Consider the following 13,822-nt stretch of genomic DNA (forward strand, 5'->3'; position numbering starts at 1 on the left):
CTCAAACACTTTATGGAGTGGGTTGTGGGTAAGACATTTAGTTACGATGCGCTAGATGACGATTTTGTTGAAGACGAGTACGAAATGCTCGGACGTAATCAACACGATAAGAACAAGCAAAAGGTTAAAAAGAAGTTGGAAGACTACCTTGAGCAAAAACGCTTGCGTAAAAATCTAGGCGAAGATGATTTAAGCGATTACACCGATTAAATTTCACTAGTATAAATAAAATACCAATTAATATTGAGAGTTTAAATGTGCAGTTATGCGTATGTTTAAGTTTCAATAGTATTGGCAATAAAGAGGCCTTGCGCCTCTTTATTACTTTTCAAAGCGTACTTTTAGCCTGTGCTAATGCTTTTTGAATTGTAAGTTCTAGCTTTTCGGGTTTAGTAAAAGGTGCATAACGTTTAATTGGTGTACCATCTGCGGCAATTAAAAATTTAGTAAAATTCCACTTTATTTTACGTGTTAAAAAACCAGGTAAAGCTGATTTCAAGTGACGAAATACAGGATGTGCATGCTCACCGTTTACATCTACTTTGGCCGCCATTAAAAAGCTCACACCAAAATTAATTAAGCACCCTTGCTCTATTTGTGTTGCGTCTCCGGGTTCTTGTTGACCAAATTGATTGCACGGAAATCCCAGAATAACTAAACCTTGGCTGGCATACTTATTGTGCAAAGCTTGCAGCGACTCGTATTGGTAGGTAAATCCACATTTACTTGCGGTATTAACAATAAGCACAACCTTCCCTTCAAAATCATTAAAGTTGATCGGTTGACCCTGTAAGCTTGTTGCGCTTAATTGATGGAATTTGTGCATATTGGCGTCTTTTTTATTGTTGTTAGCCGCATTTTAACCTGAGTGCAGTATTTCATAAAGTATAAAGATCGCACTAATTTAAAATTAGAAATAGCCCCATACCGGCAAGCGTAGTGTAATAAATATTATGTGTTTTGTAGGCAACAATAATGGCGACTATTGCTGCGCTTAAATAAGGGTTTTGCCAGTTTAAGTTAATGCCATCTTCATTCAAAAACACGATAGGCACCCAAATTGCTGTAAGCACTGCCGGTGCACTAAAGCTTAAAAATTGCTGCATTTTAGGGCCTACTTTAAACGGTAAAGCACGGTGTAAAAATAAATAACGCGTAAAAAATGTAATGCATGCCATGAGTAAAATAGTCGTCATCATGGCGTTACTTCCTTTTTAGTGGTTAGTCTTGCTGTGCTGTAACCTGCGGCCATTGCCAGCAGCGCTGAGCAAACAAGCCATAACTCAAATCCTGTGCTTTTTAAAAGCGTTGCGCTAATGCCTGCTACAATTACCGTAACGAGTGAGGCTAGGTTTTTAATTCCCGGAATAACCAAAGCTATAAACGTGGCAGCAATGGCAAAGTCGAGCCCTAAATTAGTTAAGTCGGGCAGCATTGTGCCTGCTACAATGCCAATTAACGTCCAAATATTCCATGCAATATAAAAGCTAAAACCAGCGCTCAATGCGTATATTAAACGTGTTTTTGTTCTGTACGCTTTTCTATGGTGAGAAAATGCAAATAGCTCATCGGTTAATACAAAACTTACTGGTAAGCGCCAACGCATAGGTTGGTCAATTACCTTATGACGCACAGCTAAACCGTATAAAAAGTGCCGAGAGCTAATAATAAATGTTGTGAATAAAATTGTGAGCAATGGTGTGTTGCCCGCCATAAGTTCAATCGCAACAAGCTGTGCAGAGCCTGCAAAGACTAATAACGACATTGCTTGGGTTTCTAGTGCACTAAAGCCATTTTGAATCGCTAAAGAACCACATAAAATGCCCCAAGGAACAACAGCTAAACACAGTGGTAGCATATCTAAAAAGCCTTTTAAAATAGCTTTTTTAACTGGTTGCATGATATTTACTCGCACGGCTTGTAGAATGGCTCATAAGGATACCTTAATATTATGATGTTAAAGTAGTTAACGAATTAGATAATACTGTTTTTTTAAGGATAGGCGCAATGACGACGTTAAAAGTGTGGGATGGGTTTATTAGATGCTTTCATTGGTTTTTGGTTGTAAGTATTGCGGTGCTTTATTTTAGTATTGAAGAGGGCATGATTGAGCTTCATTTTGTTGCTGGGTTCTTTACTTTAGCACTTATCGTAACGCGTTTAATATGGGGCATTATCGGAAGTAAAACCGCGAGATTAAGTGGGTTGCTGCACTCTCCTCGTGCTATTTTAAAGGCACTAAAGACACCAAGCGACTCGCTAGGTCATTCAGCACCTGGCAGTTGTATGGTAATGGTATTTTTTATAATTATAATTACGCAGCTTATTACCGGGTTAATGAGTAGTGATGGCATTTTAACTGACGGCCCGCTTGCTCAATATGTGTCTAGCGATACGATTGATTTTGCAAATTGGCTACATGAGCTGAATTTTGACATTTTACTTTATGCTATTGGTTTACATGTATTAGCTATTATTGTTTATAGAATAAAAGGTAAGCCGCTAGTTAAGGCGATGATCACAGGCTCAAAAGAGTTAAAAGCGGATGACTCTGAGGCTAAAGTAACAAAAGCGTCTTGGCCTGCGTGGCTAATATTTATATCTTTATTGGTGTTGCTGATATTTACGTGGGCAAAAGAACCTTTAACTTATTTATTTAGTTAAAATACATTAAACCAATCTTAAAGGGTTGGTTTTTATTTTTGGTTGCATTCTTTTGTTTGATTGTTATGCGGGGCCGAATTATAATCGCCGCATTGCTGGCAAACTAATCGAAAGATTAGGGCGCAAAGTTTCCGGTCTAAGGCTTTTTATAAAGCTATGGTAGCGGGACTACTGCATAACGTGTTGTTATGTATCACTTGCCCTCAGTGTATTTTTTGTGTATCCATAGTGTATGGATAAGATTTTGTAACTCTTAAGGTGTTGCCGTGTTTATGCATACGTCGTTGGCCTGTGGAAAGTGGTCAACAATAGGTTGCTTAAATCATCATACCCAATTGTTTATTGGCGATGTGGTGAGTGTAACCTTTTATGACATGCAAGGAGAGCTAGTTAGTTTATCATTTGATTACAAAATCACCTCGCTTGAACAAGGGGAACCTCACGCATGGCCACGTTTAGTTGCCGAGCATATTAACGTGCATGTACCCCTTGTTAGCGCAGGTAAAATGACCGAACAAGGTTTAATTGTAGCCTATAGAAACAATGAAATTTTTGCTTTGCAAAGCAGTGGGATATGTAAAGCGCATGTCGATTTTCATTGTATTGCAAAATGCGATGAGCGTGTTGTTAATAACCTTGATACTTATGATTACGTGTACCCTGAAAATTGTGAAAACTATAATGCGGGTACAAAGGTATTGCAGCCAAAAACAGGGCATGTTTATCAATGTAGGCCTTGGCCATTTAATGAGTTTTGCCGCGCGAGTGACGATAAAAAGTTTATGTTCGAGCCCGGTGTTGGACAAAGCTGGGCTATGGCTTGGCAGCAAATATAAGGCTGTTAGTGAATTATCTTCCCAAAGGTATAGCGGTTTTAGTAATGAAGCGTTTACCGTTTTAGCCCATCCAACTATTGGATGGGCTTTTTTATTTTTATGATAAACTGCAAATCACATTATTTTTTTAATTGGTTTTGTTGTGTCTCGTCCTGACTACTCTTTAAGTTTATTACCTAATTTCCCGATTGCTAAACAGCAAGCCCATACATTAAGTACTCATAATAAAATACGCACTGATAATTACTATTGGATGCGTGATGACGATCGTCAGGATGAGCAAGTACTTGCTCATTTACATGCTGAAAATGCGTATTGCGATGAACAGTTAGCTGCAATGAAGCCACTCCAAAATACACTTTTTGAAGAGTTAAAAGCACGCATTGTAAAAGACGATAACTCGGTACCCGTTAAAGACGGGAAATACTGGTATCACTCAGAAGTTCGTGGTGATGATGAGTACTCTCGCCATTATAGAAGCACGAGCATAAGGGCTGATAATAAAGAGCTTTTACTCGATGTGAATATATTAGCTGAGGGATTTGAGTTTTTTGAGCTAGGAGAAGTCGCACTAAGCCCATGCGAGCAGCTTATGGCTTACTCTGAAGATACTGAAGGTCGTCGTATTTATAATGTTCGCTTTAAAAGCTTAACGACCGGTGAAATGCTACCTGATGTACTTGAAAATACAGAAGGGCAGGTTGTTTGGGCTAACGACAATAAAACTGTTTTTTATGTAAAAAAAGATTTAAAAACGCTACTAGGATACCAAGTATTTAGGCATGAGCTTGGCAGCGAGCAAAGCCAAGATGTAATGGTTTACGAAGAGCAAGACAGCAGCTTTTTTATGGGGCTTGGTAAAAGTCGCGACGAAGGCTTAATTATTATTGATTTAGCATCGACAGAGACCAACGATACATGGGTGCTTGATGCTAATAAGCCCACTGACGAATTTAAAGCATTAATGCCGCGTGAAGATGGCCACGAGTTTGACGTAGATAAGCTAGGTGACACATTTTATATTGTGACTAACTGGCAAGCTAAAAACTTTAGATTAATGACAGCAACAAACGAAACGATTGCTGATAAAACACAATGGTTTGAGCATACAGCTCACAGAGAAAATGTACTGCTTGAAGGTGTAGAGTTATTTAATGACTTTTTGGTATTGAGTGAACGCGAGCAAGGGCAAGCTCGATTCGTAGTTGTTAATAGGTTAGGGGATCGTATGGCACTTGAGTTTGCCGATCCTTGTTATTATGCTGCAATAGCAATGAACCCAGAGCCAGACACTCGCACTGCGCGTATTTATTACTCAAGCTTAACAACACCAGGTTCTTTATATGATGTTGATTTAGCAACTGGCGAAAAAACACTACTTAAACAGCAAAAAGTACTCGGTAGTTTTAATGCCGATGACTATCAGTCGGAGCGATTAATGGTAACTGCTCGCGACGGAGTTAAAGTACCTGTGTCTGTTGTTTATCGAAAAGACAGCTTTAAAAAAGATGGCACAAATCCGTTATTTCAATACGGCTATGGCGCCTATGGCTATACGATTGATCCTAGTTTTTCTAGTTCGTCACTGAGCTTGCTCGATCGTGGCTTTGTTTATGTTATTGCGCATGTTCGAGGCTCTGAAATGCTAGGTCGCGAATGGTATGAGCAAGGTAAAAAAGAGCATAAACAAAATAGCTTTAGTGACTTTATTGATGTGACAAAAGCGCTTGTTGATCAAGGTTATTGTGATAGCAATAAGGTGTTTGCCTCAGGCGGCAGTGCCGGTGGCCTATTAATGGGGGCGGTTGTAAACCAGGCACCAGAGTTATATTGCGGTGTTGGCTGTCATGTACCATTTTTAGACGTATTAACCACAATGCTTGATGAAAGTATTCCACTCACAACAAATGAATACGATGAATGGGGTAATCCAAATGAGCCTCAATTTTATGATGTGATAGAAGCTTACTCGCCTTATGACAATATTAGCGCACAAAACTACCCGAACATACTCGTTACTACCGGTCTTCATGACTCACAAGTACAGTATTGGGAGCCTATGAAGTGGGTTGCAAAAATGCGTGAACTTAAAACAGACAGTAATATTTTAGTATTTAAAACCGATATGGATGCAGGTCATGGCGGTGCATCAGGTCGTTTTAAAAGCTTAGAAGAAAAAGCCCTCGAAATGGCCTTTTTTATTGCGCTGTTAAATTAACTGCAAAATCGGAAAATTGTATTACTCTATATATAGAAGTTGATATATATAAGGTAATTTATGTTTGGAGCACATGGCGAATTTCAGATTTGTTCACAGCCCCCTCATATGTATTTAAAATTGAAGGGGAGCTTTAACAATGAAGGTATAACATCATTAACTAATGGTGTTATTCAAGAATTGAGCACTCACCCTGAAAATACGATTAAGTTTGTGATTGTTAACTTAAAAGAGTTTGAACTGTTAACTTTAGATAGTCTTGATTCGTTAGAGGCCTATTTTGCGGGTGTAAAAGAACGTGGCTATCAACGAGTTGACTATATAAACATTAATATCATAGCTAAAAACATGTTTGAAAAAGTATGGAAAAATAGCGATGTAGAAGTTAATTTTTATAAAGATACTGAAAGCTATTTATTAGTGCATCCAAGTGATAGTTATATAAAACAGAACTGGTAATTAATATGAGTATTATAAACCGCTACTGAAGAGGGCTTATAATACTCTCTAAACACCCTTTATAGCGCCTTGAAAGGTTTAAGCACATATCGTTTTTAAGTCTGACTTTATAATCGCCACTGTCAGTAGGCATCAGTTCGCAGATAGCTTGTTTTCTTACCAGCGTTGAGCGATGAATACGAATAAACCCTTCTGGCTCTAGCTGCTGTTCAATATTTTTCATGGTTTCGCGGTGTAATACCGGTGTACTACCTTGGGTAAAATGCAGCTCTACATAATTGCCCGCACCATTAATCCAAATAATATCTTTTATATCAATTAGCCTTACCTTACCTACATCTTTAACTACGATATGTGATGATGGTTTTTCGGTTTGTGTGCTTTGTTGATATTGACGTTCGGCCGCGCTTGCAATCGGGCAAAGGTGAATCAGTTTATCAAAGCATTTATCGATACGTGGTGCAGTTGAATCTACTATTAAAAAATCAACAGCGCCAACTTCAAAAGCAAAACTCGCAAAATGACCCGACTGGGCAATAATGACTAACTTAAGCTTTTTAGCTAGCTCTGTTAAATGCACTATTTGCATAGGGTCAGCCAGATTAGTTAGTTCGTAAAACAGTACGTTGTATTGATCTGTATCTATCTGATCTAATCTGTTTGCCTGAATAAAAGATTGAGATTCAAAGTGTCGGTGCTCTTGCACGCGCTTTGTTAAAAATGTTGCAAACTTAGTGTTACTAACAAAAGTTAATGCATGAAAAGAAGCGACCATTATTTTATATCTCTTGCTGTATATAATAATAAAGACCGTGCTTAGCGGAAAAACTGTTATGAAAAGTACAATATATTTATAAAATAATTGTGACGTACTAATTCGTCCCATCAAACTAGCTATTCATACCAAAGATTACGCCTAATAAATAACGTACGTAGAGTGTTTAAATAAATCCCCTTACTGTAATCCGCGAAGTAACTATTTAGTTACAAAAATAACAATTTAGGGGAATTATATGACATTAACTAACAAAGGTAGCGCGCGATTATTTAAAAAATCGTCGTTAACAGTTGCGCTAAGCAGCGCGATACTTGCAAGCATTTCATTTCAAGGTGTGGCTGCAGAAGATGACGAAATTACTAAAATAGAACGTGTACAAGTTACAGGCTCTCGCATTCGTTCAGCTGAGGCGATGTCATCAGCGCCTATTCAAGTTGTAGATAGCACAGCAATCGACGCATCTGGTTCATTAAATATTCAAGATTTACTACTAGATAATCCAGCATTTGGTTCACCGGCAATCAGTCGTACTAACTCAAACTTTAGTACAGCGAGTGCAGGTGTTGCGACTGTAGATTTACGTAATTTAGGTTCTAACCGTACATTGGTATTAGTTAACGGTCGTCGTTATGTATCAGGTGTACCAGGTAGCTCTGCTGTCGATTTAAACACTATTCCGAGCCAATTTATTGAACGTGTTGAAATTATGACAGGTGGTGCTTCATCTGTTTATGGCTCTGACGCTGTTGCTGGTGTAGTTAACTTTGTTTTAAAAGATGACTTTGAAGGCGTTGAGTTTGATGGTCAGTACGGTGAATCGAGTGAAGGTGATGATGAGTCACGCCAATTTAACTTTACCTCAGGCTTATCAAGCTCAGATGGTAAAGGACACGCAATGTTTCACCTTGGTTACTCTGATCAAGGCGCTGTTTTCTCACGTGACCGTGATCGCTCAGCGGTAGACCAATTTTCAGGTATTTTCTTCGAAGATGATCCAGTAGCAAATCCAGGTTCTGTATTTGATGCAGTAAGCCCGTTTTTATCTTCATTTCCACCACAAGGTCGTTTTAGCGCTGGGGATGAAACATTTACATTTAATGATGCAAACAACCTACAAAACTCATTTAGTACTAATGGCGGCGATGGCGTAGCTGCAAATGGTTTTAACCGAAGCGGTGTACGTACAATAGCAATACCTACAGAGCGTTACTTATTCGCCTCAAATGGTAGCTACGAGTTAAGCGACAAGCATAGCTTTTTTTATGAAGGCACTTACGCTGCAACAACAACCGTTTCTGAATTAGAGCCATTTCCTTTTGCCTCTGACGACATTTATGCAAATGGCCAGGTACCAATTGAATTTAATGTAAACGGTGAGCTTCTACGTAACGCGTTTGTTCCAGACGATATATATAACGCAGCAACCGATACCGACGGTGATGGCGCACGAGATATCTTCTTTGCAAAACGTTTAAGTGATATCGGTAATCGTGGAGCACGAGCAGAGCGTGATACATTCCGTTTAGCACTTGGTTTTCAAGGTGAAATAGCCGATGGTTGGTTTTACGATACTTACTATGTATACGGTAAAACAAAAGAGCAACAAGTTTCAGGCGGTCTAGTTAATGTACAAAGCTTCCGTCAAGGTTTAGAAGCTGTGATCGATAGCCAAGATTTAGATGGTGATGGTATTACTGATGAGGCTATCTGTATCGATGCGACAGCACGTGGCTTTAATTGTGCACCAGTAGACATTTATGGTTTTAATTCGTTATCGCAAGGTGCTATTGATTTTGTAAGTGCACCTAGTTCGCTTTCAACGTCGGTTGAGCAAGAAATCATTGGTGGTAATATTTCAGGTGATTTATTTGATTTACCAGCAGGTACGGTAGGTATTGCAGCTGGTTTTGAATACCGCGAAGAATTTTCACGCAGTGAATTTGATGCACTACAGCAAGCAGGTCTTAATGCGGGTAATGCAATCCCAGCAACAGAAGGCTCGTTTGATGTAACTGAGTATTATGTAGAAGCAAATATCCCAGTGCTTGATTCTGTAACGATGAATGCAGCAGTTCGTTTATCTGATTATTCAACTGTAGGTAGCACTGAAAGTTGGAATGTGGGTGTTGATTGGGAAGTAATGGATAGCTTACGTTTACGTGCTACTCGTGCTCGTTCAACACGTGCTCCAAATATCGATGAACTATTTTCTCCGCCTTCACAAACTTTCCCAAGTGGTTTAAACGATCCATGTTTAGGTGTTACTAATAGTGGCGGTGGTGCTGCTGGTGATGCTTGTCGAACAGATGGTGGTGTTACAACTAATATCGCTTCAAATGGTGAGTTCACGCTTAACCAGTCTGACTTACAAGGCATTAGTGGCTTTAACCGTGGTAACCAAGATTTAAAAGAAGAAGTTGGTGACTCTGTAACAGTAGGTTTAGTATTTACACCAGAAAACCTAATATCAGGACTAGATATTACGCTTGATTACTTTGATATCGAAATTACAGATGCAATCGTATCAACACCTCGTCAGTTTATTCTTGACCAATGTTATGGCGGCGGCGATACAAGCTTTTGTGACTTTGTAACTCGTCGTAGTGCGCCATCAGGTAATAATAGTGCTGGTTCACTAGAATTTATCGACAGTGGTGTATCTAACAGTGGTGGTTTAGGTACAGAAGGTGTTGATTTAACACTAACGTACTCTGCTGATATTGGTCCTGGTGCGTTTAGAACTCGCCTTGCTTATACTTACCTAATCGATGGTTATAGCATCCCACTTCCAGGCGCTGATAAAGATGAGTTTGCTGGAGAAATTGGTGCATCAGAGCATAAAGCTAACTGGAACTTTGGTTATAAACTTAACGACTTTGACTTTAACTGGAGCTTAACTTACATTGGCGCTGCAGACTTTGATGATCAATTCTTAAGTGGTTTTGGTATTGCTCCAGGTGGAGTAGGGATTGGTTCAGTAACGTATCATGATGTTCAAGCAAGTTACCATATCAGCGATTCAACAGAGCTTTACGCTGGTGCAAGTAACTTATTTGATAAAGAGCCACCACGCATTTTATCGGGTGTGAGCGGTTCAAGTACTGGTACTGAAACTGATGCAGGTACGTACGACCCAATTGGTCAATCATTCTACATAGGTTTTAGAAGTAAATTCTAACCAACAATAACGACACTAATATAGTTACTTAATTAGTTACGTTCACAAAGCCTCAGTATCGCTGGGGCTTTTTTATTGGAAAAAATAATAAGAGCAGTAATGCTTATACATTGTTTATCCCAATATATGAGCATTGTGCCCACTTAAACCAAAAACAACGCCACTGGTAACAGGGGCGTTGTTTAGTATTGGGAGGAGACTAATATAGTAACCGAATCGCTTGATTATTTAACGATTTATCCCTATTTGTGGCCCTCTTCATTGAGGGCTTTTTTTTTGCTAGTTTAGTCTAAGTAAGCCTTTAGCATCCAAACCAATTTTTCTTGCTCTGAGATGTAATCGCTCATTAGTGAGGCTGTACCTTCGTCGTCTGCATCACCAGCTTGGGTTAAAATATCACGCTGCATGTGAATTAATGTACTGTAACCAGCAAGTAGATTCTCTACGGCTGTAACACCATCACTAATACCTTTAGCTTCTTTAATTTTACTTACTTCAAGGTAATCAGAAAATGCATGTAGTGGTGCGCCATCTAACGTTAAAATACGTTCTGCAACTTCATCTACTTTAAGAAGTAGTAAGTTATAAATTTCTTCAAACTTAACGTGTAGTTCAAAAAAGTTACGGCCTTTAATATTCCAGTGAAAACCACGCGCGTTCATGTATTGAATCTGGTAGCTACTCAATAATGTATTGAGTGACTTTATGATGTCTTCGCTTTTTGCGCTGTTTAGACCAATTGCGTTTACATGTGACATAACTTGCTCCTTGAATAACCGTTGATTTGTGAACTTGTGATAAGTATTACTAATTTCGATAAATTAGTAAAATCGTTTAAATGTATCTAGTTAATAGTTTTAACCTATTAGCTGTTTTTGATACCTATATTCACTTTAGACTATTAATAGAAGTGGGTCTGATTAATAAAAATACTACCCCTCAAAAGTAAATAAACCTCAAAAGTATATAAATCATGATCTAAAACAAACTTTATTCAAGGTAATAACTTAGCTGTTTTTTTATTGATGCAGGTCAAAAATCATCCACCCTAACGGCGCATAATAATGTTGTCGAAATAATTAGGAGAGATAACATGCATGCAAAAACAGCGAAACAAAATAAAGCAGAGTTAATAGTGGTAGGAATTGCAGTCATCGCGTTTGTACTTGGGTTAGTAGCGCACTTAGCGGGTGCAAGCTTTGCGAACTCAGATTTTTTTGGCTACATTGCGGCGCCGATTCCGCTTATATTGGCAGTGGTATTTTTAATTAGTTATAAAATAGCAGCCAATGCTGAGGATTAATCTTTCTCGTTTAAGCACTTTAAAATGTAATCGAGTACTTGGCGCGAGTAAATCATACTGGTATGGCTTAAATGAAACACTTTATGTTCGGCCATACCTTTAAGTTTGGTTTCATCTAGTAATACAGTGCCATCTGACTGGCTACCTTTGACTATTAAGGGCATAAGCCCAATAGGTAAATCGCCCGCAATACTGTAAAGCTTAGCTTTAAAAGGCCAATTACCATTTTTAGTGAGTAAAAATTCAACACTATTTTTTAAAAATGATTCAAACCCTTTTTGCTTCATCTTTTGCGCAATATGACTGCCTTTGTGTGGAGTACCCAGTGTAATTACCTTCGTAACATTCTGGCTAGCAGGGGAGTTTGCCTCTAGGTAAGCACGTGCAATAAGCCCTCCCATTGAGTGGCATACAAGCGCTGCAGGTTCGTTAGAAATACACTCATCAATTTGTGCAAATATGGTGTCGCGGTGAGGGTCGAGCGTATTATAGGTAATGTTTAATACCGTCATACCCGATTCTTCAAGTCGTGAACAAAGTGGGCGCATAACAAAGCCAGACATATACAAGCCATGTAAAACAATAACGTGTTTAACTTTCATATGCTCCCTAATACCAATTTTATTAAAAACATGATCATTCTAGCGTATTAAATAATCCGCTACCTGCGTTAAAAATTATTTATATAGAACAACTATATGTCATAATTTTTGCCTTGTTATCGACTTATTTATTTGTCGCTATAATAGATAATTAATTTAATGCAATTGGTATAACTACCGTAATTACATTAATTGCAGCGGTTTTATTTCAATATTGGTTGTATCGGTATTTACCCATACTTCACCATCTTGAATGGTAATGGCGAGCTTAATTCCACGATCAACCAAAGCAGCAAGTGCTTGTGTTGCTGCATAATCAAGGCTAAAAATACTTAGATTTTTAAATTCATACAATTTAGGTTGGTGTTTTTGCCACCAAATTGCTTGATTGTTTTCACCATAAGTATATAGCACCACTTTTTTAGATTTATTACAGGCTTTTTTAAGGCGTTTTTCATCTGGTAAGCCAAGCTCAACCCACAGCTCTATCTCTTCACTATAGCTTACATGCCACAGTTCAGGCTCATCATCAGCGCTTAATCCTTTAGTAAATTCTAAACCATCACAGCTATTTAGCGCAAAAGCGAGTAAGCGAATCATCAACCGCTGATCGGTCTCTGATGGGTGTTGAGCCAAGGTTAAATTAAAATCTTGATAAACGTGGCGGTCCATATCGCTAAGCGATAACTGCACTTTCATAATGGTGGATTTAAGAGCCATAACAACTAATCTGAAAAAATTTGCGTCAGTATAGCGCAATTAAATGAATTGCCAGTTAAAATAGCGGTTAATTATACGTTAGGAGTTAAAAATGGCTATCCAGTGGTTCCCTGGGCATATGAATAAAGCCCGCAATGAAATTAAAGAAATAATGCCACAAATGGATGTGATCATTGAAGTGCTTGATGCGCGCATTCCCTACAGTAGTGAAAACCCGATGGTGGCAACCTTGCGTGAAGGTAAGCCGGTCATCAAAATTTTGAACAAAGCTGATTTAGCTGATCCTAAAATGACTCAAATCTGGAAAGATTATTTTGAGCAAGAAAACGGTGTTAAAGCGATTTCTTTTGGACATGATAAAGCAGCTGAAGTAAGTCGTATAAATGAGCTTTGTAAAAAGTTAGTGCCGCATAAAGTGGGTGCAGATAAGCAAATTAAAGCCATGATAATGGGTATTCCTAACGTGGGTAAATCTACGTTAATTAATGTACTGGCTGGACGCATAGTTGCAAAAACAGGTAATGAACCTGCGGTAACCAAAGCACAACAACGCATTAAGCTTGAAGACGGTATTATGCTTTACGATACGCCAGGTATGTTGTGGCCAAAAGTAGAGAATGAAAACTCAGGTTATCGCTTAGGCGCTACCGGTGCCATTCGTGATACGGCGCTTGAGTATGAAGAAGTAGCAAGTTATACAGCTGAGTACTTATTGCGTGCATACCCTGAGCTTTTAAAAGCGCGTTATAAAATAGACGAATTACCAGAAAGTGATTGGGAATTTGTTGAAATGGCAGGTAAAAAACGCGGCTGTATTCGTGGTGGTAATCAAATAGACACATATAAAATGTCTGAAATACTAATCAACGAATTACGCGACGGTATTATTGGCCGTATTACTATGGAAACTCCGCAAATGCGTGAGGAAGAAGAAGTAATGGTTGCTGGTTTACGCGCCGCTGCAGAAGCTAAAAAAGCAGCTAAAGAAGAAGAAAAGCTTCAACGCCGAGCGCGAGCTCGTAAAAACCGTCGTTAATATTTAACCAGAGTTCATATATGGTCTC

At 38.6% G+C, this 13,822-nt stretch carries 15 protein-coding genes and 1 riboswitch; of the genes, 8 read left to right on the forward strand and 7 right to left on the reverse strand.

Annotated features, from left to right (window positions below):
• Positions 1 to 24 precede the first annotated feature (24 nt).
• Positions 25 to 210 carry a hypothetical protein gene (locus GQR39_RS19055; RefSeq protein WP_007579801.1) on the forward strand — a complete coding sequence of 62 codons (186 nt, stop codon included), beginning with the start codon at positions 25 to 27 and terminating at the stop codon, positions 208 to 210.
• A gap of 118 nt (positions 211 to 328) precedes the next feature.
• Here GQR39_RS19055 and GQR39_RS19060 read toward each other — a convergent pair whose 3' ends face one another.
• The 3 genes from GQR39_RS19060 to GQR39_RS19070 form a co-directional block, all read right to left on the reverse strand.
• Positions 329 to 826 carry a glutathione peroxidase gene (locus GQR39_RS19060; RefSeq protein ID WP_010554845.1) on the reverse strand — a complete coding sequence of 166 codons (498 nt, stop codon included), beginning with the start codon at positions 824 to 826 and terminating at the stop codon, positions 329 to 331.
• Positions 827 to 899: 73 nt separating this feature from the next.
• Positions 900 to 1,199 (reverse strand): AzlD domain-containing protein, encoded by a 300-nt coding sequence (locus GQR39_RS19065; RefSeq protein ID WP_004335020.1) that lies wholly within the window; start codon positions 1,197 to 1,199, stop codon positions 900 to 902.
• Positions 1,196 to 1,900, reverse strand: a complete 705-nt coding sequence (locus GQR39_RS19070) for an AzlC family ABC transporter permease (RefSeq protein WP_024589490.1) — start codon at positions 1,898 to 1,900, stop codon at positions 1,196 to 1,198. Before GQR39_RS19070 ends, GQR39_RS19065 begins: the two co-directional genes overlap by 4 nt.
• Before the next feature lie 107 nt (positions 1,901 to 2,007).
• On the opposite strand from GQR39_RS19070, the gene GQR39_RS19075 reads away from it, so the two are divergent.
• The 4 genes from GQR39_RS19075 (at position 2,008) to GQR39_RS19090 (ending at position 6,177) form a co-directional block, all read left to right on the forward strand.
• Positions 2,008 to 2,664 (forward strand): cytochrome b/b6 domain-containing protein, encoded by a 657-nt coding sequence (locus GQR39_RS19075; RefSeq protein ID WP_007579804.1) that lies wholly within the window; start codon positions 2,008 to 2,010, stop codon positions 2,662 to 2,664.
• 87 nt (positions 2,665 to 2,751) lie between these two features.
• Positions 2,752 to 2,840: riboswitch (cyclic di-GMP riboswitch) on the forward strand.
• Between the two features lie 96 nt (positions 2,841 to 2,936).
• On the forward strand, positions 2,937 to 3,500 hold the full coding sequence (locus GQR39_RS19080) for a hypothetical protein (protein WP_010554848.1): 564 nt from the start codon (positions 2,937 to 2,939) through the stop codon (positions 3,498 to 3,500).
• A gap of 142 nt (positions 3,501 to 3,642) precedes the next feature.
• A complete protein-coding gene (locus GQR39_RS19085; RefSeq protein WP_165729131.1) occupies positions 3,643 to 5,718 on the forward strand; it encodes a S9 family peptidase in 2,076 nt (691 codons plus the stop codon).
• A 60-nt stretch (positions 5,719 to 5,778) separates the two neighbouring features.
• Positions 5,779 to 6,177, forward strand: coding sequence for a hypothetical protein (locus GQR39_RS19090; protein WP_007579808.1), 399 nt, complete (start codon positions 5,779 to 5,781; stop codon positions 6,175 to 6,177).
• A 22-nt stretch (positions 6,178 to 6,199) separates the two neighbouring features.
• Here the strand turns inward: GQR39_RS19090 and GQR39_RS19095 are convergent, their stop codons facing one another.
• A complete protein-coding gene (locus GQR39_RS19095; RefSeq protein WP_007579810.1) occupies positions 6,200 to 6,952 on the reverse strand; it encodes a response regulator transcription factor in 753 nt (250 codons plus the stop codon).
• 238 nt (positions 6,953 to 7,190) lie between these two features.
• Here GQR39_RS19095 and GQR39_RS19100 point away from each other — a divergent pair, with 238 nt between their 5' ends.
• Positions 7,191 to 10,133 carry a TonB-dependent receptor gene (locus tag GQR39_RS19100; protein WP_007579812.1) on the forward strand — a complete coding sequence of 981 codons (2,943 nt, stop codon included), beginning with the start codon at positions 7,191 to 7,193 and terminating at the stop codon, positions 10,131 to 10,133.
• A 284-nt stretch (positions 10,134 to 10,417) separates the two neighbouring features.
• Here the strand turns inward: GQR39_RS19100 and GQR39_RS19105 are convergent, their stop codons facing one another.
• Positions 10,418 to 10,891, reverse strand: coding sequence for a Dps family protein (locus GQR39_RS19105; protein WP_165726624.1), 474 nt, complete (start codon positions 10,889 to 10,891; stop codon positions 10,418 to 10,420).
• Between the two features lie 335 nt (positions 10,892 to 11,226).
• Between GQR39_RS19105 and GQR39_RS19110 the strand changes: the two genes are divergently transcribed.
• Positions 11,227 to 11,436: a hypothetical protein gene (locus tag GQR39_RS19110; protein WP_007579816.1), complete on the forward strand. Its 210-nt coding sequence runs from the start codon at positions 11,227 to 11,229 to the stop codon at positions 11,434 to 11,436.
• Here the strand turns inward: GQR39_RS19110 and GQR39_RS19115 are convergent.
• Both GQR39_RS19115 and GQR39_RS19120 read right to left on the reverse strand, forming a co-directional pair.
• A complete protein-coding gene (locus GQR39_RS19115; RefSeq protein WP_010554854.1) occupies positions 11,433 to 12,038 on the reverse strand; it encodes an alpha/beta fold hydrolase in 606 nt (201 codons plus the stop codon). The two genes, GQR39_RS19110 and GQR39_RS19115, sit on opposite strands and share 4 nt — an antisense overlap.
• A 183-nt stretch (positions 12,039 to 12,221) precedes the next feature.
• Positions 12,222 to 12,758: a YaeQ family protein gene (locus tag GQR39_RS19120; RefSeq protein ID WP_024593828.1), complete on the reverse strand. Its 537-nt coding sequence runs from the start codon at positions 12,756 to 12,758 to the stop codon at positions 12,222 to 12,224.
• 91 nt (positions 12,759 to 12,849) lie between these two features.
• Between GQR39_RS19120 and ylqF the strand changes: the two genes are divergently transcribed.
• The gene (gene ylqF, locus GQR39_RS19125) at positions 12,850 to 13,794 is read left to right on the forward strand and encodes a ribosome biogenesis GTPase YlqF (protein WP_024589485.1); all 945 of its coding nucleotides are present in this window, start codon (positions 12,850 to 12,852) and stop codon (positions 13,792 to 13,794) included.
• Positions 13,795 to 13,822: the final 28 nt, after the last annotated feature.

The sequence above is a fragment of the Pseudoalteromonas sp. C8 genome (genome assembly GCF_011378685.1).
GTDB lineage: Bacteria > Pseudomonadota > Gammaproteobacteria > Enterobacterales > Alteromonadaceae > Pseudoalteromonas > Pseudoalteromonas arctica.